23 protein-coding genes are annotated in these 25,812 nt (G+C 47.0%); 15 read left to right on the top strand and 8 right to left on the bottom strand.

Annotation, left to right across the window (positions count from 1 at the left end; translation table 11 throughout):
• Positions 1-174 precede the first annotated feature (174 nt).
• Together purM and JWV37_RS04600 are read left to right on the top strand one after the other, a co-directional pair.
• Positions 175-1,173, top strand: a complete 999-nt coding sequence (gene purM, locus JWV37_RS04595) for a phosphoribosylformylglycinamidine cyclo-ligase (protein ID WP_205458604.1) — start codon at positions 175-177, stop codon at positions 1,171-1,173.
• Complete coding sequence (locus JWV37_RS04600) at positions 1,173-1,937, top strand: YdcF family protein (RefSeq protein WP_205458605.1); 765 nt, start codon at positions 1,173-1,175, stop codon at positions 1,935-1,937. The genes purM and JWV37_RS04600 overlap by 1 nt, the downstream gene beginning before the upstream one ends.
• Here JWV37_RS04600 and JWV37_RS04605 read toward each other — a convergent pair.
• Genes JWV37_RS04605 through rsmA form a run of 5 tightly spaced genes read right to left on the bottom strand, consistent with a single transcriptional unit; the run spans position 1,906 to position 7,723 of the window.
• Entirely contained in the window at positions 1,906-3,126 is a 1,221-nt protein-coding gene (locus JWV37_RS04605; RefSeq protein ID WP_205458606.1) for a replication-associated recombination protein A, read from the bottom strand. The two genes, JWV37_RS04600 and JWV37_RS04605, sit on opposite strands and share 32 nt — an antisense overlap.
• Positions 3,126-3,905: a pseudouridine synthase gene (locus JWV37_RS04610; protein WP_205458607.1), complete on the bottom strand. Its 780-nt coding sequence runs from the start codon at positions 3,903-3,905 to the stop codon at positions 3,126-3,128. The genes JWV37_RS04605 and JWV37_RS04610 overlap by 1 nt, the downstream gene beginning before the upstream one ends.
• Positions 3,902-4,867 (bottom strand): KpsF/GutQ family sugar-phosphate isomerase, encoded by a 966-nt coding sequence (locus JWV37_RS04615; RefSeq protein ID WP_205458608.1) that lies wholly within the window; start codon positions 4,865-4,867, stop codon positions 3,902-3,904. The genes JWV37_RS04610 and JWV37_RS04615 overlap by 4 nt, the downstream gene beginning before the upstream one ends.
• 8 nt (positions 4,868-4,875) lie before the next feature.
• A complete protein-coding gene (locus JWV37_RS04620) occupies positions 4,876-6,891 on the bottom strand; it encodes a ribonuclease J (protein WP_205458667.1) in 2,016 nt (671 codons plus the stop codon).
• Positions 6,872-7,723 (bottom strand): 16S rRNA (adenine(1518)-N(6)/adenine(1519)-N(6))-dimethyltransferase RsmA, encoded by an 852-nt coding sequence (rsmA, locus tag JWV37_RS04625; protein ID WP_205458609.1) that lies wholly within the window; start codon positions 7,721-7,723, stop codon positions 6,872-6,874. The genes JWV37_RS04620 and rsmA overlap by 20 nt, the downstream gene beginning before the upstream one ends.
• Positions 7,724-7,946: 223 nt before the next feature.
• Here rsmA and hisF point away from each other — a divergent pair, with 223 nt between their 5' ends.
• Genes hisF through rlmN form a run of 3 tightly spaced genes read left to right on the top strand, consistent with a single transcriptional unit; the run spans position 7,947 to position 10,320 of the window.
• Entirely contained in the window at positions 7,947-8,705 is a 759-nt protein-coding gene (hisF, locus tag JWV37_RS04630) for an imidazole glycerol phosphate synthase subunit HisF (protein ID WP_205458610.1), read from the top strand.
• Positions 8,702-9,253, top strand: a complete 552-nt coding sequence (locus JWV37_RS04635) for a phosphorylase family protein (RefSeq protein ID WP_205458611.1) — start codon at positions 8,702-8,704, stop codon at positions 9,251-9,253. The genes hisF and JWV37_RS04635 overlap by 4 nt, the downstream gene beginning before the upstream one ends.
• Positions 9,250-10,320 carry a dual-specificity RNA methyltransferase RlmN gene (gene rlmN, locus JWV37_RS04640; RefSeq protein ID WP_205458612.1) on the top strand — a complete coding sequence of 357 codons (1,071 nt, stop codon included), beginning with the start codon at positions 9,250-9,252 and terminating at the stop codon, positions 10,318-10,320. Before JWV37_RS04635 ends, rlmN begins: the two co-directional genes overlap by 4 nt.
• Before the next feature lie 81 nt (positions 10,321-10,401).
• Here the strand turns inward: rlmN and JWV37_RS04645 are convergent, their stop codons facing one another.
• Both JWV37_RS04645 and JWV37_RS04650 read right to left on the bottom strand, forming a co-directional pair.
• The gene (locus JWV37_RS04645) at positions 10,402-11,013 is read right to left on the bottom strand and encodes a fumarylacetoacetate hydrolase family protein (RefSeq protein WP_205458613.1); all 612 of its coding nucleotides are present in this window, start codon (positions 11,011-11,013) and stop codon (positions 10,402-10,404) included.
• The gene (locus JWV37_RS04650; RefSeq protein ID WP_205458614.1) at positions 10,991-11,863 is read right to left on the bottom strand and encodes an RluA family pseudouridine synthase; all 873 of its coding nucleotides are present in this window, start codon (positions 11,861-11,863) and stop codon (positions 10,991-10,993) included. Before JWV37_RS04650 ends, JWV37_RS04645 begins: the two co-directional genes overlap by 23 nt.
• A gap of 240 nt (positions 11,864-12,103) precedes the next feature.
• On the opposite strand from JWV37_RS04650, the gene purB reads away from it, so the two are divergent.
• The 9 genes from purB to JWV37_RS04695 all read left to right on the top strand — a co-directional run bounded on the left by purB (position 12,104) and on the right by JWV37_RS04695 (position 22,581).
• Entirely contained in the window at positions 12,104-13,444 is a 1,341-nt protein-coding gene (gene purB, locus JWV37_RS04655) for an adenylosuccinate lyase (RefSeq protein WP_205458615.1), read from the top strand.
• On the top strand, positions 13,438-15,807 hold the full coding sequence (locus tag JWV37_RS04660; protein WP_205458616.1) for a ribonucleoside-diphosphate reductase subunit alpha: 2,370 nt from the start codon (positions 13,438-13,440) through the stop codon (positions 15,805-15,807). The genes purB and JWV37_RS04660 overlap by 7 nt, the downstream gene beginning before the upstream one ends.
• Positions 15,808-15,819: 12 nt before the next feature.
• Positions 15,820-16,230: a pyridoxamine 5'-phosphate oxidase family protein gene (locus JWV37_RS04665; RefSeq protein ID WP_240332025.1), complete on the top strand. Its 411-nt coding sequence runs from the start codon at positions 15,820-15,822 to the stop codon at positions 16,228-16,230.
• 179 nt (positions 16,231-16,409) lie between these two features.
• Positions 16,410-17,099, top strand: coding sequence for an aspartate/glutamate racemase family protein (locus tag JWV37_RS04670; protein ID WP_205458617.1), 690 nt, complete (start codon positions 16,410-16,412; stop codon positions 17,097-17,099).
• A 279-nt stretch (positions 17,100-17,378) separates the two neighbouring features.
• Positions 17,379-19,511: a ribonucleoside triphosphate reductase gene (locus tag JWV37_RS04675; RefSeq protein WP_205458618.1), complete on the top strand. Its 2,133-nt coding sequence runs from the start codon at positions 17,379-17,381 to the stop codon at positions 19,509-19,511.
• On the top strand, positions 19,492-19,647 hold the full coding sequence (gene nrdD / locus JWV37_RS12795) for an anaerobic ribonucleoside-triphosphate reductase (protein WP_205458619.1): 156 nt from the start codon (positions 19,492-19,494) through the stop codon (positions 19,645-19,647). The genes JWV37_RS04675 and nrdD overlap by 20 nt, the downstream gene beginning before the upstream one ends.
• Entirely contained in the window at positions 19,628-20,317 is a 690-nt protein-coding gene (locus tag JWV37_RS04685) for an anaerobic ribonucleoside-triphosphate reductase activating protein (RefSeq protein ID WP_205458620.1), read from the top strand. Before nrdD ends, JWV37_RS04685 begins: the two co-directional genes overlap by 20 nt.
• Before the next feature lie 55 nt (positions 20,318-20,372).
• The gene (locus tag JWV37_RS04690) at positions 20,373-21,560 is read left to right on the top strand and encodes an NAD(P)-dependent oxidoreductase (protein WP_205458621.1); all 1,188 of its coding nucleotides are present in this window, start codon (positions 20,373-20,375) and stop codon (positions 21,558-21,560) included.
• A gap of 67 nt (positions 21,561-21,627) precedes the next feature.
• Positions 21,628-22,581: an SLAC1 anion channel family protein gene (locus JWV37_RS04695; protein WP_369407652.1), complete on the top strand. Its 954-nt coding sequence runs from the start codon at positions 21,628-21,630 to the stop codon at positions 22,579-22,581.
• Positions 22,582-22,597: 16 nt separating this feature from the next.
• Here the strand turns inward: JWV37_RS04695 and JWV37_RS04700 are convergent, their stop codons facing one another.
• Complete coding sequence (locus tag JWV37_RS04700; protein WP_205458623.1) at positions 22,598-23,398, bottom strand: sulfite exporter TauE/SafE family protein; 801 nt, start codon at positions 23,396-23,398, stop codon at positions 22,598-22,600.
• A gap of 102 nt (positions 23,399-23,500) precedes the next feature.
• Here JWV37_RS04700 and JWV37_RS04705 point away from each other — a divergent pair, with 102 nt between their 5' ends.
• On the top strand, positions 23,501-25,780 hold the full coding sequence (locus tag JWV37_RS04705; protein WP_205458624.1) for a bifunctional diguanylate cyclase/phosphodiesterase: 2,280 nt from the start codon (positions 23,501-23,503) through the stop codon (positions 25,778-25,780).
• Positions 25,781-25,812 lie beyond the last annotated feature (32 nt).

A 25,812-nucleotide genomic window follows, 5' to 3' on the forward strand; every position in this document is an offset into this window, starting at 1 on the left:
TGTGTCTATTAACCCTGATTTTAACATGTTTTAGCTAAAATCAGGCAAATTCTACAGACGGATTACGTTTGGTCACCGCGGTGGTCTTTTGAGATCTAAACTTTGGCGAGAACATCCTGTTGTGCCTTTTGAGCTAAAACAGCCTTATTCCGCCGTGCCAATTGGGAAAAAGAAATGAAACAAAGTGTGAGCTACAAAGAAGCAGGTGTTGATATTGATGCGGGAAATGCCTTTGTTGAGGCCATTAAACCTCTTGTGAAAGCAACCTTTAGCCCCAATGTTGTGGGTGGAATCGGGTCGTTTGCTGGAGCTTACGAACTCCCTAAAGGCTTTCAAGAACCTGTATTAATGGGCGCGACTGATGGGGTAGGGACCAAGTTAAAACTGGCCATTGATTCTCGTCGGTTTGATACCGTTGGGATTGATTTGGTAGCTATGTGCGTCAACGACCTCATCTGTAACTTTGCCACGCCACTCTTTTTTCTTGACTATTACGCCACGGGAAAATTGGAACTTGACGCGTCTATTGATGTGGTCAAAGGCATTGCCGAGGGATGTAAACGGGCGCAAACAAGCCTCATTGGTGGCGAAACAGCTGAAATGCCAGGCATGTACCACGAGGGCGACTTTGACCTTGCAGGCTTTGCCGTGGGCATTGCAGAAAAAAGCGAAATGGACCGCGCCTTACATGTAAAGGACGGGGATGTGCTTGTCGCCCTCCCAAGTTCGGGCATCCATTCCAACGGCTACTCCCTTGTGCGCAAACTCTTTTTTGACAAACTTGGCTACAGTTTTGACAATGAAATTGCAGGAAAACCGCTCATCGACATCTTGCTTGAGCCTACACGCATCTATGTCAATGAATTTAAAACCCTCAAACCTTACATCAACGCCCTTGCCCACATCACGGGTGGTGGCATCGTCGAAAACCTTCCTCGTGTCTTTCCTGAGGGTCTTGGGGCGGAGGTGGAAAAAGCGTCCATTCGCACCTTGCCTGTGTTTAATTTCATGAGTGATTACGTGGAAGAAGCAGAAATGTACCGCACCTTCAACATGGGGGTAGGCATGGTGTTAGTGGTGAGTCCTGAAAACCTAGATGCCGTCCTAGAAGGCTCTGATGGCTATGTTATTGGTGCCATGAAGGCGGGAATTCAAGGTGTTCGCCTCCTTTAATGTTTGTCCTTTCTAAACTTTTTACCGCTTTCGTGCTGCCTCCTGGGATTTTCATCCTTGTGCTCTTAGGGGCAGCCATTTGGGCCAAACGCTTTCGCTTTTTCTTCTTTTGCTGCGCTGTTGCGTTTTATGGCCTTTCTACTCCTTTTTTAGCCTCAAAGCTCCTCTCTCCTCTAGAAGCTCCCTATCGTGTCTTTAATGCGCCCTCGCAAGCGCCTGATGCGGTGATTGTACTAGGGGGTGGCGTGATTCAAGGCCAACCCTTATCCCTCACCAGTGATGGCCTCAAACGCGCCCTTGCAGGCCTAGGGCTTGCTAAAACCTATGGTGTGCCACTCGTGTACACTGGGGGTGGCGACAAACAACTTACCGAAGCCCAAGGATTTGCCCAGTCTCTTGATGCTATTTTTACACCCTTTGGGATTGCTTTTTCTGAAACAGGAGAGGGATTTAGGATTATCCTAGAAGACAGAAGTCGTGATACTTACGAAAATGCTGTGCTAACGCGCACCTTATTTAATCACACACCTCGTGTTGTGCTTGTCACCTCTGCCTATCATATGAAACGGGGGGTAGTGCTGTTTGAACACGCAGGGTTTGAGGTACTCCCTTACGCGACCGATTTTAAGCTCGACGCGCCCCGTGAAGATTCGTGGCGAGATTACACACCCTCATTTGGAAATCTTGCACGTAGCTACTTGGCATTGCATGAGTATGCAGGGATGTTAAGTCTTATGCCTCGGGGTCTTTGGAAGCCTTTTTAGGCGCGTCTTTGGTGCGGATTTTGTGAAGCCACTCGTCTAGCGTTTTTTCAAAGCCAACCCCACTGGAAGTGTAAAAATGCACGGGCTTGCTCGTGTAGTCTTGCTTTACCCATCCCCCAAACGCGTGCGGATAAAGATATCCTTGGCGGGTGGGCTCTTTAAGATGCGCAGGCACGTCTAGGCGTGGCTTGTTAGTCACGTAAGCTTGGGCTTTATTGATAGCGTCATACGCACTGTTGGACTTGGGCGAAGAGGCCAAATAGACCACACACTGGGAAAGAATAATGCGAGATTCTGGGTAGCCTATCAACTTCACCGCTTGCATGGTGCTAACAGCAAGATTGAGCGCGTTAGGATTAGCGTTTCCCACGTCTTCGCTAGCCAAAATCACCAACCGTCTTGCGATAAACTCAGGCGTTTCAGCCCCGTCAATCAAGCGTGCCAAATAATACAACGCCGCGTCCACATCTGAGCCTCGAATGCTTTTAATGAGCGCACTGGCAAGTTGATAGTGGGTATCGTCGCTACTAACCCCATCTTTGAGCGGGGCAGGGCGCAAGGATTTGAGCAACATTAGGTCAATGTGCGTGTTTACATGTAAGGCATATTCGAGCAAGTTGAGCATCGCTCTTGTATCGCCCGCACTCGAATCCACCACATAATCGGCAGCTTCTGGCGTGATGGTAAACCCAAGGGCATTTTGAACCCGCACCAAAAGGGTGTGCAAATCCTCTGCTTCAAGGGGTTTAAATTCAAACAACATGGAGCGGGAGCGAATGCCATTACTAAGGGCGAAGTAGGGATTTTCTGTGGAAGCACCAATGACGGTAGCTTCGTGGTTTTCCATGGGCAAGAGCAATACTTCTTGTTGGGTTTTACTCAAACGGTGCACTTCATCCACAAAAATAAGCGGTTTCACAAGGGCGTGTTGATGGGAAGCGAAAATCTTGCGAAAGGATTCCACTTTCAAGCTCGTGGCATCCAACTCATAAAAAGGCGCATCAAGCATGTTTGCCACGATGCGCGCGAGGGTGGTTTTGCCCGTTCCCGGAGGTCCAAAAAACATGGCGTGGGGCATTTTTCCCTTTTTTAAAAGGGCAAGAAGAGGGCTTCCTTCGCCCACGAGGTGCCGTTGCCCCACCATCTCTTCGAGAGTTTTGGGGCGAAAGCGCAACGCCAAAGCGTCCATTAGTAGCGGATGCCTCGTTCTTTTAAGAAACTGCGCAAATCTTCATACTCACTGTTTTCTAAAAAGCGGTGCTTGCCAGGCTTTAGCATGTCTAGGCTCACGCGACCATAACTTACCCGTTTTAGTTCCACCACATCGGCATCAAAATAGCCAAAAAAGCGGCGTAGTTCACGGTTTTTACCTTCACTAATGACTACTTTAAGTCTTGTGTAGCCCCCTGTGCTATTTAAAATGCCATAGGCCAAAAAGGGTGCAAAGGTCATAGACCTAATCTCACTTTTTTCATGCCCACCTTTGGTGGCATCGGCTGCCACAAGGCCGTTGCGCATGGCTTCAATCATCGCAGGCGTCACTTCGCCTTTGATTTTTAGGTAATACATCCGCTCCAAATCACTGTGCATGAGCGCTGAAGCGATGACGGGAGAGTCTGTGAGAAGCAATAATCCCTCGCTCGCGAAATCAAGACGCCCCACACTGAGGTAGTTAGCATAACGCTTTGGCAAGGTGTCGTAGATGGTTTTGCGTCCACGGTCATCCTTTTTACTCACCAACTCGCCTTTTTGCTTGTGGTACACCAAAACGGTAAAATCTTCTTTTTGGCGTACGGGGCGTTCGTTGATTTTGACTTTATCGCCCTCTTTGATTTGCGTCGCAAGGTCGGTAGCGATATGGTTGTTCACCCGCACCTTACCCTCTTGAATAAGCTTGTCTGCCTCACGCCGTGAGTATTTGGTGTTATGAGAAATAAATTTATTAAGCCGTTTGGTTTCGGGGTTCATTGAATGCCTGCTTCCACGAGATCGTGAATATGCAACACCCCAATAGGGCGTGCTTGAGTATCAGTAACAACCACCAATTGAATCTTATAGGATTCAATCAAGGCTAACGCGTCACTGGCTAACATGTTTTCGTTAGTAAACGTTTTAGGGTTTTTGGTAGCATAGCACAATGAAGAGTTTTCAAGCGAAAAATCCTCTTGCATAAGGGCACGTCGCAAATCACCATCGCTTAAAATGGCAACCAGCTTTTCCTCTTCATCTACTAACAAAACGCTTCCTAGTCTCCCTTCGCTCATCACAGTGATGGCCTCTTTTAATGGGGTTTTAGCGCTAATAATGGGTAGGTTTTGCGTGCGCATCATATCACTAACACGCACAAACAACCGTTTGCCCAAACTGCCGCCTGGATGAAAGGAGGCAAAATCTTCTTTTTGAAAATTACGGCACTTCATCAAACACACGGCCAACGCATCCCCTAAAGCTAACGTTAGGGTCGTCGAACACGTCGGTGCTGCGTCTAAAGGGCAAGCCTCTTTTTCCACATGGACAGATAAAAATACGTCACTGTAGTGTCCTAGTGTTGTCTCTTTGGTCTTTGCCATACCAATGAGTGGAATCCCAAGACGCTTAATGTGGGGCAAAATACGCACCAACTCTTCGCTCTCGCCACTATAGCTAATGGCAAGCACTGCGTCTTCTTTTCCAATCATTCCCAAGTCTCCGTGCATGGCTTCGGTGGGGTGAAGGAAAAAACTACTTGTGCCCGTACTGGCTAGGGTTGCGGCAATTTTTGCGCCCACAAGGCCACTCTTGCCAACACCCGTCACCACAAGCTTTCCTTTTGTATTTACCACAAGTCTCAATGCTTCTTCAATTTCTTCGCCCAAAGATTCGGCACAACGCAACAACTCTTTAGCTTCTAGCACTAACACTTCTTTAGCAATTTGCTGATAATTATGCATTGCACGCCCTACATTACAAAAATGGTTGGTACGATAGTAGGGTATTTTTTGAGCGAGCGGAAAATATGCTTTCGCACCACTTGGCGCACTTCATTTTCAAGAGCACGTTGGTTTTGCAACAGCTCTTTTTTGGCGTTAGTGATAAATTGAATCAACACCTCTTCCATCTCTTTTGAAAAATTCTTATCTTCGCGGTCAGGCACCAAACCGTAACTCACAACCCGTGGTTTTGCAGCTAGTTTATGGTCATCTCTGTTGATTTGGGCGATAATCATCACCACACCAGATTCTGCTAATTTTTGGCGATCAATCACTACATCATCGGCAATTTGTTTGTTGATTTGATTGTCAATAAAAACTTTGCCCGTCTTGATAGTTTTAACTTTTTTAATGTACTTTCCGCACACTTCAATCTGATCCCCATCTTCCATAATAATGGTGTTTTTGGGATCTACACCACATTTAATGGCGGTTTCTTGGTGCTTAATGGTGTGGTTAAGCTCTCCGTGCACAGGAATGAAGAATTTTGGCTTCAAAAGACGTAACATAAGTTTTTGCTCTTCTTGGGCAGCATGGCCACTGACGTGAATCTCACTAAAATCTTGATACGCTACACTCGCGCCACTCTTCAATAAAAAGTTCAACACTTTTGAGACACTGTTTTCATTGCCAGGGATGGCTTTAGCGGAGATAATGATCTGATCGGTGGGCTTGATTTTGATGTGGCGGTGCTCGTCTGTTGCCATGCGATAAAGGGCCGCCATGGTTTCCCCTTGACTTCCTGTGGTAACGATGAGTACTTCATGGTCGGGGTATTTGTGCACTTCATTAGCATCAATAAAAATACTTTTATCCAGATCGATATACCCAAGTTCGCGTGCCATCTCAAGGTTGCGCTCCATAGAGCGGCCAATGACGGCTACTTTTCGCCCATAATTTAATCCGTGGTCAATGGCTTGGTACACACGGTGAATGTTGGAAGAAAAGGTGGACATAATCACGCGGCCTTTAGCTTTGGAAAAAATAGCATCAAAGGTTTTACCCACAGAACTTTCAGAGCGCGTAAAGCCTTCTTTATGGGAATTAGTACTGTCGCTTAGCATACACAAAACGCCTTTTTCTCCATACTCCGCAAAACGGTTCAAGTCGCTCACATAGCCATCAATGGGCGTGTGGTCGATTTTAAAATCGCCCGTGTGGAAGATGGTGCCGGCTTTACATGTAATAGCCAACGCGGAGGCATCGATGATGGAATGGGTGATGTGCATCCACTCTACATCAAACTCCCCAATCTGATAAATTTTGCGTTTTTCTACAGGACGGAAAAGCTTTTTAGCTTGCTTTAGACCATGCTCGTCAAATTTATTAGAAAGCATTCCAAGAGGCAATGGAGTACCATAAAGAGGAAATTGCATCTCTTTAAAAAGGTAAGGAATGGCACCGATGTGGTCTTCGTGGGCATGGGTAATGACAATACCTTTAATTTTATCTTTAATTTTACGAAGATAATCAAAATCGGGCACTAAAATGTCTACCCCGTGCATGTCTTCACTGGGAAAACTCATTCCCACGTCAATAATAATCGCACTGGTTTCAGTCTCCACCACGGTAATGTTTCCACCAATTTCACCAAGACCGCCTAAAGGCGTGATACGTACTTTTGTTGTGTTGGCATTGATAGTTGTATTGGGTTTTAGACGCTCATCATGGGCCCGTTTGTTTGCCTCAATCACCCGCCCAATCTCTTTTTGCCACGGCTCATTGCCCACAATCGGCGTTGAAGCATTTTTACGTCGGTTTTTATTGCCTTGGGCTGATTTATTTGCTCTGCTTTCGGGTGTATTTACAGGGGTTGAAGCCTGCACTGGCGCCTCAGAAGTAGCAGGTGTTCCAACGTCTTGAAGCGCTGGTTTTTGCCCTTGTGGCTTTCGAGGACGTCTACGTCTACGGGGTTTTGCTGGCGCCTCAGAAGAAGTTGGATTAGGGTTGTTGCTACTGGAGTCGCTATTGCTGTTGTTGTTCATTTCTGACATAATCATTCACCTTTGTAAGTTGTTTAAAGAGGTGATGATGCGTCGCAGTGTCGATTTCATGTGGTCTGCTATTTAACGAAAGTGCCTGTTCTTCTAGTAACGAAGCCAAAAGTGTTTTTTCAAAACCCAAGGTCATATTTTTTAACCAGCGCTTGCGAGGGGCACTAAAAGCCATTCTCAAATACCGTTCAAAAGCATCCCGTTGGGCTTCATTTTTAAACACTCCATGCTCTCCGCCCACGTATTCGCGCCGTTTTTGTATCCACAACACCGATGAAGTCACCTTGGGTGGCGGCTCAAAAGCGTGGGGCGGAACATCAAACAGCACTTCAACATGGCCTAAAAGTTGGGCCAAAATTCCCAATGCTCCAAAATGTTTTTCTTTTGGGGCAGCGGCAAACTTTTGTGCCACCTCTTTTTGCACCATCACCCGAAGGCTTTGGCACTGGGTATCACGTAAAGCACGTAAAATAATGGCCGTTGCGATGTAATAGGGCAGGTTAGCAACCAAGTCATAAGGCTTGGTTGCTAAGGTCTCCTGCTTTTCCCATCTGGCTAGCACATCGCCTTGGTGCAAAACAAACTGTTCTGTTTTGCGTTCTTTGGCAAATCTTTCGTTTAAATAAGCGCACAAGTCTGTATCGACTTCGTAGGCTACTACACCTCTTTTTTGGAGTAGCCACTGCGTCAAATCACCTAATCCAGGGCCGATTTCTACCAATGCGTTGGGTGAATCTTCGGGCATCGATTGGATGATTTGGTGTAATACGGAGCTATCTTTGAGAAAATTTTGTCCAAACATTTTTTTGGCTTTAATGCCCATGCGCGCTCCTAAAACGGCCCATTATACCCAATAAATTCTGTAAAGTCCATGAATGATTTACTTTTTTCAAACACCTTTGCGACAAAGCTCCAAAATCTTCTCAACAGCAAGTTCCTCTAAAAAACAAGTTTTACCAGATGCTTAAGTAGCTTTTAGCCCTATTTTCGGTAAACTCAACCCTTAATTACTGAAACTTTTCATACGAATTCACCGAAGGAAATGCATGGAAGAATTTGCCAAGCGCATCATCCCTTGCCTTGATGTAGACAACGGCCGTGTCGTCAAGGGAGTAAATTTTGTTGGCCTCAAAGACGCGGGCGATCCGGTGGAAGTGGCAAAACGGTACAACGAAGAAGGGGCAGATGAACTCACCTTTTTAGACATCACCGCCTCCCACGAGGGGCGCGATACGATTGTTGATATTGTCGCTAAAGTTGCCAAGGAGGTGTTCATTCCTCTGACCGTTGGTGGCGGTATTCGTAAACTCGAAGACATTTACAAGCTTTTACATGTAGGGTGTGACAAGGTGAGTATCAACTCAGCCGCCATCCACCGCCCTGAGTTTATCAACGAAGCGGCCCAACGTTTTGGCACCCAGTGTATTGTCGTCGCAATCGACGCCAAGCGCACGGGAGACGCATGGCACGTGTACATCAATGGCGGGCGCATCGACACAGGCAAAGATGCGCTAGCGTGGGCCAAAGAGTTGCAAGAGCGCGGTGCGGGTGAGATTTTGCTCACGTCTATGGATTGTGATGGCACCAAAAATGGCTACGACATCCCGCTGACTTCTCAAATGAGCCAAATGCTTGACATTCCTGTCATAGCCAGTGGCGGGGCAGGGACGATGGAGCACATCAAAGACGCTTTTGTAAACCATGCGGACGCGGCCTTGGCTGCTTCGATTTTTCACTTTAAAGAGATAGACATTATGGATTTAAAACGCTACTTGTACGATCAAGGCATTGCGGTGCGCTTATGATTGTTTGTGCGGGTGCGAGCGAGCAGTTTTCTTTTGCCAAGCCTATTGGCATCGGATTAGTAGACAGCACTATCGCACTGACACGCTTGTGCTTGGAATGCAAACCAGAGCATTTGCTTTTTGTAGGAAGTGCGGGAAGTTATGGAAAACTTTCTTTGCTTGAAGCGTGCGTAAGCACCCATGCACGCAATCTCGAGGGAACGGCGCTTCTTCAAAAGGCCTATTCACCCCTTTCTCTAAATATCTCCCACCATTCACCCTATGTTTCACGTGAAACATTGCCACAGGTTGTTGTCAATTCCAGCAACTACATCACCGCAGATGAGGCGCTTTGTACTGAATTTTTAGCAGCAGAATGCGCTGTGGAAAATATGGAATTTTACGCGGTTTTGCGCGTAGCAGAAATGTTTAACATCCCCGCTTTTGGTCTTTTTGTGGTGACAAACTATTGTCATAAAGATGCACATAAGGCTTTTTTAGCCAACCATCAAGAAGCCAAAGCGCGCCTTGAATTTTTAGTTCACACACACTGGAAACACCTACAATGAAACCCTCTCTTTTAGACTTTACCAAGGAAGAGCTCGCCCAAGCACTTAGCCCGAGTTTTCGTGCAAAACAGGTGTTTAAATGGATTTACCAAGGCTACGTGGATGACATAGAAGCCATGTCCAACCTCCCCAAAGCCATGCGCGAACACCTTGGGCAAACCTATGATTTGACACCTTTACATGTAGTCCGTGAAGAGATTAGCCAAGATGGTAGTGCTAAAGTGTTGTTTCAATTGCGTGATGGACACACCATAGAATCTGTGCTTTTGCCCATGAAAGAAGAAGTGGTGGACGAAGAAGGCAGACGCGTGAGCCATCCCAAGTTTACCATTTGCATCTCTTCGCAAGTGGGTTGTAAGATTGGGTGCACCTTTTGTTTTACCGCAAAAGGGGGTTTTGTGCGCAACCTAAGCGCGGGTGAGATCGTAGGCCAGGTGCTTGCCATCAAAAAACGGCACAACATCGCACCCGAACGTCGGGTCAACATCGTCTACATGGGCATGGGTGAACCACTGGATAATCTTCCTGAAGTGGTCAAAGCAGTAAAGATTTTTGCAGACATTGACGGGCTTTCCATCTCTCCCAAACGCCAAACAATCTCCACCAGCGGCCTTAGCCACCAAATCAAAAAATTGGGTGAAATGAATTTAGGCATATTACTTGCCATCTCTTTGCATGCGGTAGATGATGCCTTGCGTCAAGAGCTGATGCCCATCAACAAAGCTTACAACATCGCTTCTATCATTGAAGCAGTCAAAGCCTTTCCTATTGATGAGCGCAAGCGGGTGATGTTTGAGTACCTTGTCATTCGTGGGCGCAACGATGACCTTGGAAGTGCTAAAAAATTGGTGACACTATTGCATGGCATTAAGGCAAAAGTGAACCTTATCTATTTTAACCCGCACGAGGGCAGTGCTTACCAGCGTCCAGAACTTAAAGCCATGGAAGCCTTTAGGGACTACCTCAATGCGCACGGAATCGTCTGCACGATTCGTCAGTCTAAAGGGCTAGACATCAGCGCTGCGTGCGGACAACTCAAAGAAAGGAGCACCCATGACCGTACTTGATTGGGGGCAAGTGATTTTTCTAGGTATCGTTGCGGTTGTTTCGATTGGTGGTATGATTAAGGTGTTGTTTTTAGATAAAGACTAACACGCCCGCCATGTTTGTTCAACAAGCAACTGGTCTCCTTCGTACAATTTTCCCACAAACACATCGCCCACCTGAACGACACCCACGCCTTTGGGTGTCCCCGTAAACACGAGGTCATTTTCGCTAACATCCACAAACGCACGCAGTTCTTCGAGAAGGGCTTCGGGCGTGTACAGCATCTGCTCTACCTTGCCTTCTTGTGCTAACACGTTATTGATCCAAAGCTCCAATCGTAATGCTTCTTTACATGTAAAGGAGGTGCAAGGGCTAACTAGTGCAGCACCGCGAAATGCTTTGGCGCGCTCCCATGGCAATCCTTTAGCCTTAAGCGCGCTTTGCAAAGTTCGCTTGGTAAGGTCCAGTCCAATGCCCGCGGCTTTATAGCCTTCATCGCCCACCACAAAAACAATCTCTGCCTCGTAATGAATAGGCTCATCGTGCTCGCTTACATGTAACAATTCTGCTAATGTACTGTTGGGTTTGAAAAAAATCACAGGAGTTTCTGGGGTTTCATTACCAAGCTCCTTAATATGCTCGGCATAATTTCTCCCGATACAAAAGAGGGTGCTAGGAACTATTGGGGTTTCATTGCATAAAATTGTACGCATTTTTTTCCTTTCCAAAGGCATAAAAGAGGGCAGCGGTGTCTTGCAAAGAGGCGAACGTGTAGTTTTTCTCCTCAAAAGTAAAGGCTAACGTGTTAGCGTGCAAGAGCAGACGGTTTGCGCCCATCCACTCTAAACGCTCTTCTAGGGCGAGAACTTCATCCAAATAACGCTCACTAACCCACGTCGGGACCCCGTATAAAGGGTCACCCAAAATAGGATGTTTCACGTGAAACAAATGCACACGGATTTGATGTTGCCGCCCTGTATGGGGTGTGGCTTTTACTAGGGTTGCATCAATGTCAGGAAAATAAGAAAGGGGTTCAAAATCTGTCTGAGAAGGCTTGCCGCGTTCGTCCACTACCATGCGCAGTTTAATGTCACTGTAATCTTGATTATTTAAAAGCGGGGCGTTTACATGTAAAGGTTCCCTCATCTGCCCTCGCACTAAAGCAAGATATGTTTTGGCCACTTGACGTTTTTCAAAACACTGCTTGAGTGCTACTTCGGCTTTTTTGTGTTTTGCCACCAAAATCAACCCGCTCGTTTCCCTGTCAAGACGATGGACAATCTTCGCTTCTTCACCAAAATGATGTAAGATTTCATCGTACAAAGAGTAGGTTGTTTTACGACTAGTAGGATGCACCAACAAACCGCTTGGCTTGTCAAAAAGGGCAAAGTCTTCTTCTTCAAAACAAGGATTTAAACCTTGAGACTCTGGGACATACACCACCACATCTACAAGGCCAACAAGGCGTTGGTTTTTTTCTGTAATGACCACACCGTCTTGGTACACGCGACCACGGTCTACATAGCGCTGCGCTTCTTTCATGCCAAGACCCAAAACGTCCATCAAGAAAGCATAAGCAGGAGTAGGGCGTAAAGCCCGAAAAGGTTTTTGAATATAAGGCAATCTTTACTCACATTTAGATAGAATTTACTCTTTACATGTAACGCTTTTCTTACTTGTAAAGAGGGAAAAATATTATACCCAAACACCAACCCCTTAAGGACTTTTCATCAAAATATTTGTTTCATCCAACCCAGAACAACGCTTGCATGAAACAAATATTTAATACAAAAAGGTAGAGAAATGGTTGAAAGATACGCACGGGAAGTTATGAAGCAAAAGTGGACCGTTCAGGCCAAGTACGATGCGTGGCTTGAAGTAGAAAAAGCGGCCGTCAAGGCATGGAACAAACTTGGACTTATTCCCGATGAAGACACGCAAAAAATTCTAGCAAACGCCGCCTTTGACATCGCACGCATTGACGAAATCGAGCAAGAAACCAAGCACGACGTCATTGCCTTTTTAACCAGTGTTTCTGAAAGCCTTGGGGACGAGAGCCGTTGGGTGCACTACGGCATGACCAGTAGCGACTGCATCGACACCGCTGTAGCCCTCCAGATGCGCGATTCTTTGAAACTTATCATCGAAGACGTAAACGCATTGATGGCGGCTCTAAAAACCCGCGCCATGGAACACAAAATGACCCTCATGGTCGGACGCAGCCACGGCATTCACGGCGAGCCCATCACCTTTGGACTCGTGCTTGCCATCTGGCATGATGAAATCAAGCGCTCTTTAGAAAACCTAGAACACGTCATGAAAACCATCAGCGTCGGACAAATCAGTGGTGCCATGGGCAACTTCGCCCACGCGCCTTTAGAACTTGAAGAGTTTGTCTGCGAAGAACTTGGCCTTACGTGCGCTCCTGCTTCCAACCAAGTCATCCAACGGGATCGTTACGCGGCACTGATGAACGCCCTCGCGCTTTTGGCGTCTAGTTGCGAAAAAATCGCTGTTGCGGTACGCCACTACCAACGCACCGAAGTTTACGAAGCGGAAGAGTTTTTTAGCAAAGGCCAAAAAGGCAGCTCTGCCATGCCCCACAAGCGCAATCCTGTCCTCACCGAGAACATCACTGGCCTGTGTCGCATGATTCGCTCCTATGCCATGCCAGCGCTAGAAAACGTCGCTTTGTGGCACGAGCGCGACATCTCCCACAGCTCCGTAGAGCGGTTCATCTTGCCCGATGGGTTCATCACCACTGATTTTATGCTTGCACGCCTTACCGGAGTCATTGAAAAACTGGTGGTTTACCCTGAAAATATGATGCGCAACCTCAACCTCACGGGCGGCCTTGTCTTTTCCCAACGCATCTTGCTAGAGCTTCCTGCCCTCAACGTTTCCCGCGAAGACGCGTACAAAATCGTCCAACGCAACGCCATGAAAGTGTGGGCCGACCTCCAACAAGGTAAACCTGCCCTTAACGCCCAAGGGGAAAGCCTCTTTTTGCAAAACCTACTAGAAGATGCGGACTTGCGGGCAAAGCTTGATGAAGCGCACATCCGCGCCTGCTTTGACTACAGTTACTACACTAAAAATGTCGATAAAATCTTTGCCCGAGTCTTTGGAGAAAGCGCATGCTAACCGTCATTAAACGCAATGGTCGCACAGAACCATTGGATATTTCCAAAATCAAAAAATACACCTCCTCTGCTGTCGCGGGCTTAGACAACGTCAACCAAAGCGAACTGGAAGTGGATGCTAAGATTCAGTTTCGCGACCAAATCTCCACCGAAGAGATTCAAAAAACCCTCATCAAAACCGCCGTAGAAAAGATCGACATCGACCGCCCCAACTGGACCTTTGTGGCGGCGCGCCTTTTCTTGTACGACTTGTACCACAAGGTCAACGGTTACTCTGACTATGGGCACTTACGCGCCTATTTTGAACGGGGAGAGGCCGAGGGAAGACTGCTTATGGGCTTAAAAGAAAAGTACGACTTGGACGATCTTAACGCCTATATTGCCCCAGAACGTGACTTGCAATTTACCTATTTGGGTGTCAAAACCCTCAATGACCGCTACCTCATTAAAGACCGCCAGGGCAAGCCCATCGAACTGCCTCAGCACATGTTCATGGCCATAGCCATGTTTTTGGCCCAACACGAATTTAACTGCCAAGATTGGGCGAAGAAATTTTACGATTTGATCAGCAAATTTGAAGTGATGCTCGCCACCCCAACCCTCTCCAACGCCCGCACTACGCGCCACCAACTCAGCTCATGCTACATCGGCTCCACACCCGATAACATCGAAGGGATTTTCGATAGCTACAAAGAGATGAGTTTATTGAGTAAATTTGGCGGAGGCATTGGTTGGGATTGGAACTTGGTGCGCGCCATGGGCGGCAGCATCGATGGCCATAAAAACGCCGCGGGAGGCATCATCCCTTTCTTGAAAATCACCAACGACATCGCCATTGCCGTAGACCAACTGGGCACCCGCAAAGGGGCCATTGCCGTGTACCTTGAGCCGTGGCATATGGACGTGTCTGACTTTTTAGACTTGAAGAAAAACTCAGGCGAAGAGCGCCGCCGTACCCATGAACTCTTTCCTGCCTTGTGGATTAATGATCTGTTTATGAAGCGGGTACAAGAAGATGGCATGTGGACGCTGTTTGACCCAGCGGAAACCGCAGACTTGTGTGAGCTTCACGGCGAAGTCTTTGCGGCACGCTATGAGGCGTACGAAAAAGATGAGTCAGTGAGCAAAGAGCACATGAAGGCCAAAGAGTTGTGGAAGAAAATATTGCTCAACTACTTTGAAAGCGGCAGTCCTTTCTTGTGCTTTAAAGACCACGCCAACCGCGTCAACCCCAACAGCCACACAGGAATCATCCGAAGCTCAAACCTCTGCACAGAAATCTTCCAAAACACCCAACCTAACCACTACCTCATCAAAGTGGTTTACGAAGATGAGAGCGTGGAACTCTTTGAAGAAGACGTGGATGTACGGGTCGATAGTGGTATTACTAAAAAAGCAAAAAAGATTACAGCCTTAGACGCCATCGGCGGCAAAGCCATTTACATCGTCGAAAAAGAAAAATGCGAAGGCAAAACCGCCGTGTGTAACCTGGCAAGCATCAACCTCTCCAAGGTCAACACCAAAGAGGAGATTGAACGGTGCGTACCCATTGCGATTCGCATGCTTGACAACGTCATTGGCCTCAACTTTTACCCCCATGCCAAAGTCAAGCGCACCAACCTTGCCTCACGCGCCATCGGTCTTGGCGTCATGGGTGAAGCCCAAATGCTCGCTGAACAAGGCATTGTTTGGGGCAGTTATGACCATCTCGCCAAAGTGGATGAGATTATGGAAGCGGTGAGCTACAACGCCATTTACGCCTCTTCTAATCTTGCGGTAGAAAAAGGGGTCTACCCCGAATTTCAAGGCTCCAAATGGTCACAAGGCATTTTCCCCATCGACATGGCCAACGAAAATGCCAAAGCCCTTGTCAAACGTGGCGGGCTCTTTGATGGCACCACCTACGACTGGGAAAAACTGCGTGCTAAAGTCAAAGAGCACGGCATGCGCAACGGCTATTTGATGGCCATCGCCCCCACAAGCTCCATCTCCATCCTCGTGGGCACCACTCAGACCATTGAGCCTGTGTATAAACGCAAGTGGTTTGAAGAAAACCTCTCAGGGATGATTCCCGTCGTCGTGCCCAATCTCTCCCCTGATACATGGAACTTTTACACCCCTGCGTATGAGCTTGACCAGCGTTTGCTTATCAAAGCAGGTGCTGTGCGCCAAAAATGGATTGACCAAGGCCAAAGCCTTAATATTTTCATCACCCTTGACAAGGCCAGTGGCAAATACCTCAACGACATTTACATGCTCGCGTGGGAACTTGGTATCAAATCTACTTACTACCTACGCTCTCAAAGCCCCGAAAATGCCCTAGACGTGGCAGATCGCAGCATCGAGTGCGAGGGGTGTCAGTAAGGAAATGGGCACATGATGGATGAAAAATTTCACCTTTTTTTAAAAGACCATCATGTGCTCAACCTAACTACATGTAAAGACAATCAGCCTTATGCTTGTAGTTGCTTTTACGCTTTTGACCTCAAAAATGCTTCTTTTGTGATAGCCTCTGACTCTAAAACACGGCACATGCAAGACGCTCTTGCAAATCCACTTGTTGCAGGCACCGTAACCTTGGAAACCAAAACCGTTGGACTTATTCAAGGAATGCAATTCACGGGACATTTAAATGAAGCCTCCAAAGCACACAAAAGACTTTATTATGCCACGTATCCATTTGCCCTAGCCATGCTCCCTGAACTTTGGACTGTTCGCATTGACTATGCCAAGCTCACCGACAACCGCTTGGGGTTTGGAAAAAAACTAGAATTTAAACGAAATTGAGAACCTTCTTCCAAAACCTGTTTTGCAAGAAAAAAAGCACCAAGGGTGCGCGAGCCCTGCGCTGAGGAGAACTCAGCGTTAGCGTAGCCTTTGGGGTTTTACTCCAAAGGCGTATCTGGAATTTAAATAAAACCACTAAACTTCACCTTTACATGTAAGGGTGTGATACAGGAGTGACAATGCAAAGTATCGGCCTCATTGGCGGCATGAGCTGGGAATCTACAAGCCACTATTACACCAAGCTCAACCAGACGATTGCAAAAGTAAAAGGGGGTTTGCACAGTGCGCCCTTGTGGCTACATTCTGTGGATTTTGCCCCCATTGAAGTGCTTCAAAGAGAAGGAAAATGGGAAGAAGCAGGACATCAACTCGCTAGTGCTGCGTGCGCACTTGAGCGCGCAGGCGCCCAAGGTATCGCCCTTTGCACCAACACCATGCACAAAATCGCCCCCATGATTAGCGCGGCGATTTCGGTTCCTTTTTTGCACATTGCCCACGCTACAGCACAAGCACTTTTAAAAGACAGCGTCACTGAGATTTTGCTTCTTGGCACACGCTTTACCATGGAAGAGGCGTTTTACAAAGAGGTGTTAGTCCAACACGGTATTCGTGTTCACGTGCCCAAAGAAATCATGGAAATTAACCGCATTATTTTTGAAGAATTGTGTAAAGGAAAAATAGATACCTCGTCCAAAGTCTATTATCAAAACACCATCAAAAACCACCTACTCGCACATCCCACTACCCAAGGCGTCGTGCTTGGATGCACAGAAATAGGGATGCTCCTAAGCCCCCAAGATGCTCCTGTTCCTCTGTTTGACACCACCGATATTCACGTCGAAGCCATTGTAAAATTCATGCTTTCGTGATTTTATAATTTAAAAATTTAAATTAATTTTTCATATTTAGCAAAATTGGCAAAATGTCACACTAAAAAATTCAATAAATTCAATAAAAACCCTATTTATAGGGTTTTATTTAGATAAAAATTGATGTGAAAATTTTAACTTGTTTCATTAAAATTAGACTTTTTGGCAAATTTTTAAGCATGTCACGCCCTTGTAACAAAAATAATTAAGTTTCAAGATGCACCCTTTATACTATAATAAACCCCTAAAAAGACAAATCTCCCACCCGTTAGGATGCCCATGCTTACGACACTACTTAAACGCGACGGAACCACCCAAGAGTTTCAACCCTACAAAATCGAAGACGCCATTAAAAAAGCCTTCAAAAGCGAAAACACCACCTACGACAGGGTTATTTTTCTCAATGTTATAGAGAAACTCAATGCCAAGCGCCTTGCAGCCGTAGAAGACATCCAAGACCTCATCGAACAAGAACTCTACCGTGGACGCTATTTTGAAGTCATGCGCTCTTTTATGATCTATCGCCACACCCACAAAATGCAGCGCGAGCACGTGCTAGGACTCTCAGAAGACACCACTTTTATCAACTCCACCCAAACCATCGAAGAGTACATCAACGGCAATGACTGGCGCATCAAAGCCAACTCCAACACGGGCTACTCCAACGCAGGGCTCATTAACAATACCGCTGGCAAAGTCATCGCCAACTACTGGCTCGATAAAATCTACTCCAAAGAAGAAGGCATTGCTCACCGAAACGGCGACTACCACATCCACGACCTTGACTGCCTTACCGGCTACTGTGCAGGCTGGAGCTTGCGCAACTTGTTAAATGAAGGTTTTAACGGTGTGCGTGGCCGCGTGGAGAGTCGTGCACCTAGGCATTTTCGTGAAGCCCTAGGGCAAATGGCGAACTTTTTAGGCATCTTGCAAAGCGAATGGGCGGGCGCCCAAGCCTTTAGTTCCTTTGACACCTACCTTGCCCCTTATGTCTTCAAAGACCAACTCAACTACAAAGAAGTGAAAAAAGCGGTACGTAGCTTCATCTACAATCTCAACGTCCCTGCACGTTGGGGCCAAAGCCCTTTTACGAATGTCACCATCGACTGGAGCGTGCCCGAGGATCTGAAAGACCAAACCCCTACGGCCAATAATATACACCTCCTCAAAGGAAACGAAACTAACGAGAGGCTTGTTGCCATAGCTAAAGAGCGTGGTGCTAAAACCTTAGACGCGCTCACTTATGGGCATTTTCAACCTGAAATGAACCTCATCAACCGTGCTTTTTACGAAGTGATGACTGAGGGCGACAAAACAGGGCAACCCTTCACCTTTCCTATTCCGACAGTAAATATCACCGAAGATTTTGATTGGTACGGCGAAAATACCGATTTGCTCTTTGAAAACACTGCTAAAATTGGCTCTTCGTATTTTCAAAACTTTATCGGAAGCCAATACTTACGCGACGCACAAACAGGCGAGCTTGTGGAAAATCCCAAGGCTTACAAACCCGGTCACGTACGCAGTATGTGCTGCCGCTTGCAGCTGGATTTGCGCGAGCTTTTAAAACGCGGGGGCGGGCTCTTTGGCAGTGCGGAGATGACAGGAAGCATCGGAGTAGTCACCCTTAACCTCGCACGCCTTGGCTACCTTTACAAGGGAAATAAAGAGGGATTATACGCACGACTGGATGAGCTTTTAGAGATGGCTAAATCCACCTTGGAAAAAAAGCGTGTTTTTGTAAAGACCATGTATGACCGTGGGCTTTACCCCTATACTGCCCGCTATTTGCCTAATTTTAATAACCATTTTTCGACCATTGGCATTAATGGCATGAACGAGATGATTCGTAACTTTACCAATGGTGACCACGACATCACAAGCAATTTTGGCGATGCGTTTACGCTTGAAATGCTAGAGTACCTGCGCGATAGAATTCGTGCTTACCAAGAAGAGACAGGCAACCTCTATAACCTCGAAGCCACACCAGCCGAGGGCACCACGTACCGTTTTGCCAAAGAAGACAAAAAACGCTATCCCGACATTATCCAAGCAGGCAGTGGCAAAAATGTCTACTATACCAACTCTTCTCAGCTTCCTGCTGATTATACCGATGATCCTTTTGAAGCTCTGGACATGCAAGATGAACTCCAATGCGCCTACACGGGCGGTACGGTCTTGCACCTTTACATGAAAGAGCGCATCAGCTCTGCTGAGGCTTGCCGTCGGCTCATCAAAAAGGTTATTAGCAATTACCGCATGCCTTACATCACCATCACACCTGTCTTTTCTGTGTGTGAGAAGCACGGCTACATTAGCGGTGAGCATGAATTTTGCCCTATGTGTGACGAGGAATTGTTAAAAGAACATCAAGAAATCCAAAGGAGAGAACATGAACAAGCAACTGCCTAAAGAGTTGGAAGAAAAACGCACGCGTTGCATGGTATACACCCGTGTTATGGGCTACCACCGCCCTGTCGAGAGTTTTAACATCGGCAAAAAAGGGGAACACCGCCAACGAGTGAAGTTTGCAGAACCCGTCAAATAAACCCATCTTCGACATCACCCGCTTTACCACCACCGACTTTCCAGACCGCCTAGCTTGCGTGGTCTGGTTTAGTGGGTGCAATATGCGCTGTCCTTACTGCTATAACCCTAACATTGTGCGCGAAAAAGGCACCTTGTGCGAATCAGACCTGTTTGATTTTTTGCGTTTGCGCCAAGGAAAGCTTGATGGCGTGGTACTAAGTGGTGGCGAATCCACGTTGTACCCGCATCTCCAAGACCTTTGTGAAGCCATCAAAGCCATGGGATTTGAAATCAAACTTGATACCAATGGAACTAAGCCCTCAGTCATTCGCACCCTTGTGGAAAATGCCCTTGTGGATTACGTAGCCCTTGATTACAAAGCGCCCCAAGCCCTTCATAAATCCCTCACAGGCTCTTCAAACTACGATGCTTTTTATGAAAGCTTAACCTACCTCATTGGAGCAGATGTGAGCTTTGAAGTACGCACCACTGTGCATCCTGACCTCTTACATGTAAACCACATCAACACCATGATTGAAGAGCTTCACGCTCTTGGGTACAATGGCACGTACTATCTCCAACGCTATTTACATGTAGAGCCCACCTTGGGCAATACGCCTTCCCCACTAAACGCGTTTGCTCTAGAATCCCTCACACACCTCATTCCTGTTCGCTTACGTAATTTTTAACCCAAATTTCGCTACGCTTCGCTAATTTTTACGCGTTTTGCGCCAAGGAACCCCCATGAACCAACCCATTTTGCAGCTAGCATCCAGCTGCCTTGAATGCAAAAAACCCAAATGCCGCCCCGGTTGCCCCATCAACACCCCCATTCCACAAATGATTCGCCTCTTTTTAGACGGCCATATCCATGAAGCAGGGCAGCTTTTATTTGAAAATAATCCCCTTTCCCTTATCTGCTCTTTGGTCTGCCCCCATGAAAAACACTGCGAGGGCCATTGCATCCTCAACAAAAAAGGTTCACCTGTAAGCGTAGGAGCCATTGAGCACTACATTTCTAGCAACTTCATTCACCGTGCTGCCTTTGAAAAACCCGCACACAACGGCCACAATGTGGCTATCATTGGCAGCGGGCCAGCGGGTATGGGGCTAGCGTTTTTGCTCGCGCTTAAGGGATACGGTATTACCATTTATGATAAAAACGACAAAATGGGCGGGGTGTTGCGCTATGGAATTCCTGATTTTAGGCTTGACAAAACCTTGATTGACGCCCTTGTGGGGCACCTTAAAGCCCTTGGTGTAAAAATTCGCCCCAACACCACCGTGGGCAAAAACCTCACTATTGAAGATATGTTTCGCGATGGCTTTAACGCTGTATTTATCGGTACGGGCGTGTGGGCACCCAAAAAGCTGGGCATCAAAGGCGAAAGCTTAGGCCATGTGCATTTTGCTATTGAGTACCTCAAAAATCCCGATGTGCATGACTTAGGGGAAAAAGTCGTCGTCCTGGGAGCTGGCAATGTGGCCATGGATGTGGCGCGCACCGCCATCCGAAAGGGAGCCAAAGAGGTTCGCATTATGTACCGAAAGGGCGAAGAAGAGATGCCTGCGTCTAAACACGAAATCCATTGCACCAAGCTCGATGGTGTGCACTTTGATTTTTACCGCACACCCGAGGAGATTACTCCTGAGGGCGTGCGCTTTACATGTAAAGGCGAAGAGGGCTTTGAGAGCGCCACAAGCGTACTGGTTGCCATCAGCCAAAACCCACGCGACGTGATTGTCAGCAACAACAAAGGCATTGACGTTGACCCACGCGGGCTCATTGTGACAGATGATTGCGGACGCACCACCCATGAGGGGGTTTTTGCCTCTGGGGACGTGGTCACAGGCGCGCGTACCGTCGTAGAAGCCGTTGCATTTTCTAAACGGGTCGCTGAAGCCATCGAAGAGCACATCGCCAAAGCGTAGCCGTGCACTCTTTTAATTTACATATGTAAATAATAAATGTATGCTTCCTAAAAAACGAGGAGTTTTCGTGGAAGCACAAACGCGTATTGGGCATTTTCCCATCATGATGTTTGCCATCGTGATGGGCATGGGAGGCTTAAGCTTGATGTACCTAAAAGCAGGGGAAATCCTAGGGTTTCCTGCTTTTTTAGGACAAGGGCTTTTGGTTGTTAGCACGGCCATTTTTCTTTTTATTGGTGCTTTATACAGTTTAAAAGCACTACGGTACTTTGACGCGGTGCGGCATGAGTTTGCCCACCCTGTGCGCATCAATTTTTTCTCGGCAATTTCCATCTCCATGCTCATGCTTGCCATTGGCTACAAAGAGCTTTCCCCTGCCATCAGTGCCCTTTTTTGGTACTCAGGCACGTTGTTGCACCTGTTTCTAACCCTGCACACCATCGCTTTTTGGATTAACCACAACCAACAGCTTGACCATTCTAGTCCTGCGTGGTTCATTCCTATCGTGGGCAACGTGTTAGTCCCTCTTGGCGGCGTAGGGTTTGTGCCTACGGGCGCGTTGTTTTACTTTCTCTCCATTGGGCTTTTCTTTTGGGTTGTACTTTTTTCCATCGTCCTTAATCGCATCATTTTTCACAACCAACTGGCTACAAAGTTTATGCCCACGCTCTTCATCCTCATCGCGCCTCCAGCGGTAGGATTTCTCTCTTACCTCAAGCTCACCCACTCCCTTGACACCTTTGCGTTGATGCTTTACAACCTTGGGCTCTTTTTTACCCTGCTCATTGCCTTTATGTACAAGAACTTTGTCAAGATTAAATTTTTTATCTCGTGGTGGGCGTTTATCTTCCCCTTGGCAGCCATGGCCATTAGCACCATGGTGCTGTATAGCCTCACAAAAGAGCAGGGGGTTTTATATTTAGCTTACATTCTAATCGCCACTACAACTATCATTGTGGGCATTGTTATCTACCAAACCCTTTTACATGTAAAGCGCGGAGAGATTTGCGTACAAGAGTAGCAAGGGATTTCCCTTGCTACAGCACAGAACTTAGCATCTTTAAACTCAAAAGCATAAGCAACAACGCAAAGATTTTTTTGAGTTTACCCACAGGCAAGCGGTGAGCCATGCTCGCGCCAAAAGGAGCTGTAAAATAACTCACCAAAGAGATAAGCACCACCGCAGGAAGGTAGACAAAACCTGCAGTCATGGCAGCATCACTGGGATGTAAAAGGCCATTGACCACATACCCCAATGTCCCCGCAAGCGAAAGAGGAAGGCCAATGGCCGCAGACGTGGCGATGGCTTTTTTCACATCCACATTTTGCCACACTAAAAAAGGTACGCTCAGCGACCCGCCGCCAATGGAAACCAGCGCCGAAATCACACCGATAAACGTCCCCCCACCAAAAAGGGCAGGAGGAGGCAACAACACGCGGCTAGGTTTTGGTTTTTTATCGATGGCCATCTGAATCGAAACGTATCCCATAAACACAGCAAAGAAAATGGCTAAATGCGCTGAAGCCATCCATGTGGCCAAAAACGTCGCGGCAAAGGTGCCAAGAATCACCCCGCCCGCCATCAATTTCACAATATCCCATTGCACCGCACCGCGCTTGTGATGGGCACGCATACTGGCAAAAGAGGTGAAGACGATGGACGCCATGGAGGTGCCAAGAGCCAAATGCACCACGTTTTCTACAGGCACCCCTTGGGCAAGAAAAATGGCTGTGAGCACCGGCACCATAATGCCACCCCCGCCAATCCCCAACAATCCCGCCATAAAGCCTACCACCGCGCCCAAAATCAAAAAAGCGATTATCCATTCAATGCCCACGAAAATCCTTTACATGTAAAGAATAAAAGCATTATTGTAACGCAAATCGCTCCAAAGTGCAGAAATGCTACAATATAAAAAAATTTACCAAAGGGTGATTCTATGGCGCTTTTGAAAAAAAATATATGGTCAATTTTTTACATTTTGACGGCGCTTTTTACTCTTTATTTTGGTTTTGTCTCCTATCTCCAATGGCAAAGGCTTTTTGCTAATGCCAAAAGCTCCCAAGAAAACACCCTAAGACTCATCGCCAACTCCACCCAAGCGCTCTATAGAACCAACGAAGTGATGCTAGACATCCTTGGGCATCGGTTTTTAGAAGACGACTCCTATCAGGACAACCAAAGCGCTATGGCCATTCTTGATGCGGCCCTTGAAAAAAGTCCTGCCATTATTTCAATCGCACTGGTCAACCCCCAAGGAGCCATGCTGTTTGCTACCAATAACCTTGATGTTTCAACCTTCCCCAATCTTTTAGAGCAACCCGAGTCTCGTGACTCTTTTATCAAAACCATGGAAACAGACGACATGGTTTTTGGGCGTACCTATTTTTTTAAGCCTTTTCAAGACTGGATTGTTCCTATCCGCAAAGCCATGCGCAACCCTGATGGAAGCGTCCATCACGTCATTACAGCCGCCTTGCGTTTGGAGGATTCTTTTGGGCATTTGGTTAAAAACATCGACCATGAAAACCGTTATCTTTCACTGATTGTGCGTGAGGATATGCGCGTGCAATACGCCAGCAATGGGCAAGAGCCTAACTACAACATCTACCAAGACGCGCTTTCGCACAGCAAACAAGAAGCAATGAAAAAAGCGGTAGAAAAAACCCACGCAAGTGCGTTGGGTAGTTTTTGGCGTTCACGCCAACCTCTCTCTTTTGTCTACGACGCAGAAGAAACTTCCCGGCTAGTCTCCTTCCAATACGACGCAACGTACAAGCTTTGGTTTGTTCTCATGACGCAGATGAAGCTTCTTTGGATGGATTTTGCCAAGTTATTGGGAACCTATTTTCTCATTTTTGTATGTGTGGAAGGGTTGCTTTATTTTCTCTTTCGCATCATTGCTACCGCTGAAGCCAAACGCAGGGCCGAGTTGTTACACCAAGCCACCCACGACCAGCTCACCGGCCTTTTAAACCGAAACTACCTCAAAGACAACATCCAGCAGTGGATTTACCCCAAAGCGCCCCCTTTTGGATTGCTGTACATAGATTTGGATAATTTTAAAAACGTTAATGATAGTTTTGGTCACCAGCATGGAGATGTGCTCCTAAGAGAACTTGCCCAACGTTTACGCGCCATTTTGCCAAAAAATGCGCTCTTACTGCGCCACGGGGGCGATGAGTTTATTTTACTAACACTTGCCCACGAGGATAACACTCTGTTAGCTTTGGCAAAAGAACTCATCACAACTGCTTCAGCCCCTTACCACATCAATGCCATGCGTTTACATGTAGGGGCAAGCGTTGGAATTGCCAAATACCCTGCCCACGGGCAAACCATTAACGAACTCTTGCGGGCAGCGGACATTGCCATGTACGAATCCAAACGCCTCAAAAACAGCGCTCATTTGTTTAAAAACACCATGCAAGAAGGGTACTTGCGCAATGTCAACATCGAACAAGCCCTTCGCAGCGCCATCGAAAACCGTGAATTTTTCATGGTATACCAACCTCAAATAAGCACCCAAGGCGCTTTTTACGGCGTGGAAGCCTTAGCTCGCTGGAACAGTCCTATTTTAGGCAATGTGCCTCCCGATGCCTTTATCCCTGTGGCGGAGGCTTCTGGGCAGATGCCTGCTCTTGGCCGGTGCATTATTGAAGCCAGTTTTGCCGATATTAAAGGGGTCCAACAGGCCCTTGGCCGCACCTTTTACACCTCCATCAACCTCTCCGCCCGCCAACTGCTTGAGCCTGATTTTGCGGCCTATTTTATTGGCAAAATGCGCGAAGAGGGCATCCAAGGGGTGTGGGCGGCGTTGGAAATTACTGAGAGTTTACTGATTGAAGATGTTGGAAGTATTTTACCCCTACTCCAAGAGCTCAAAGCCCATGGCATCAAGCTTTCTATGGATGATTTTGGCACGGGGTACTCTTCGTTGAGCATGTTGCGCATGCTTCCCATCGATGAGCTTAAAATCGACAAAAGTTTTATCGATACGGTTTTGCTGGACAAGGGTGCCCAACAAATGGTGCAAAGTATCATCACCATTGGCAAAAACCTGGAAATGGACGTGGTTGCCGAGGGTATTGAGACCAAAGAACAGCTAGACATGCTGACCCATTTTGGGTGCGACAGGTTCCAAGGTTACTACTTTGCGCGTCCCCTTGACAAAGAAGCATTGGCTGATTTTATACAAGAAAACCACCCTTACATGTAAAGGTTTTTTCTTCCCTCTTAGCAAACTTCGTG

Source organism: Sulfurospirillum tamanense (assembly GCF_016937535.1).
Lineage (GTDB): Bacteria > Campylobacterota > Campylobacteria > Campylobacterales > Campylobacteraceae > Sulfurospirillum_B > Sulfurospirillum_B tamanense.

What these genes read in the sequence shown, in the direction of transcription:
- JWV37_RS04705 (WP_205458624.1), top strand. Translation starts at nt 23,501, where the DNA reads ATGGCGCTTTTGAAAAAAAATATATGGTCAATTTTTTACATTTTGACG.
- JWV37_RS04610 (WP_205458607.1), bottom strand. Translation starts at nt 3,905, where the DNA reads ATGAACCCCGAAACCAAACGGCTTAATAAATTTATTTCTCATAACACC.
- JWV37_RS04690 (WP_205458621.1), top strand. Translation starts at nt 20,373, where the DNA reads ATGAACCAACCCATTTTGCAGCTAGCATCCAGCTGCCTTGAATGCAAA.
- JWV37_RS04645 (WP_205458613.1), bottom strand. Translation starts at nt 11,013, where the DNA reads ATGCGTACAATTTTATGCAATGAAACCCCAATAGTTCCTAGCACCCTC.
- JWV37_RS04620 (WP_205458667.1), bottom strand. Translation starts at nt 6,891, where the DNA reads ATGAACAACAACAGCAATAGCGACTCCAGTAGCAACAACCCTAATCCA.
- purB (WP_205458615.1), top strand. Translation starts at nt 12,104, where the DNA reads ATGGTTGAAAGATACGCACGGGAAGTTATGAAGCAAAAGTGGACCGTT.
- nrdD (WP_205458619.1), top strand. Translation starts at nt 19,492, where the DNA reads ATGAACAAGCAACTGCCTAAAGAGTTGGAAGAAAAACGCACGCGTTGC.
- JWV37_RS04670 (WP_205458617.1), top strand. Translation starts at nt 16,410, where the DNA reads ATGCAAAGTATCGGCCTCATTGGCGGCATGAGCTGGGAATCTACAAGC.
- JWV37_RS04665 (WP_240332025.1), top strand. Translation starts at nt 15,820, where the DNA reads ATGATGGATGAAAAATTTCACCTTTTTTTAAAAGACCATCATGTGCTC.
- rlmN (WP_205458612.1), top strand. Translation starts at nt 9,250, where the DNA reads ATGAAACCCTCTCTTTTAGACTTTACCAAGGAAGAGCTCGCCCAAGCA.
- rsmA (WP_205458609.1), bottom strand. Translation starts at nt 7,723, where the DNA reads ATGGGCATTAAAGCCAAAAAAATGTTTGGACAAAATTTTCTCAAAGAT.
- JWV37_RS04650 (WP_205458614.1), bottom strand. Translation starts at nt 11,863, where the DNA reads ATGGACGTTTTGGGTCTTGGCATGAAAGAAGCGCAGCGCTATGTAGAC.
- JWV37_RS04600 (WP_205458605.1), top strand. Translation starts at nt 1,173, where the DNA reads ATGTTTGTCCTTTCTAAACTTTTTACCGCTTTCGTGCTGCCTCCTGGG.
- hisF (WP_205458610.1), top strand. Translation starts at nt 7,947, where the DNA reads ATGGAAGAATTTGCCAAGCGCATCATCCCTTGCCTTGATGTAGACAAC.
- JWV37_RS04635 (WP_205458611.1), top strand. Translation starts at nt 8,702, where the DNA reads ATGATTGTTTGTGCGGGTGCGAGCGAGCAGTTTTCTTTTGCCAAGCCT.
- JWV37_RS04675 (WP_205458618.1), top strand. Translation starts at nt 17,379, where the DNA reads ATGCTTACGACACTACTTAAACGCGACGGAACCACCCAAGAGTTTCAA.
- purM (WP_205458604.1), top strand. Translation starts at nt 175, where the DNA reads ATGAAACAAAGTGTGAGCTACAAAGAAGCAGGTGTTGATATTGATGCG.
- JWV37_RS04615 (WP_205458608.1), bottom strand. Translation starts at nt 4,867, where the DNA reads ATGCATAATTATCAGCAAATTGCTAAAGAAGTGTTAGTGCTAGAAGCT.
- JWV37_RS04605 (WP_205458606.1), bottom strand. Translation starts at nt 3,126, where the DNA reads ATGGACGCTTTGGCGTTGCGCTTTCGCCCCAAAACTCTCGAAGAGATG.
- JWV37_RS04660 (WP_205458616.1), top strand. Translation starts at nt 13,438, where the DNA reads ATGCTAACCGTCATTAAACGCAATGGTCGCACAGAACCATTGGATATT.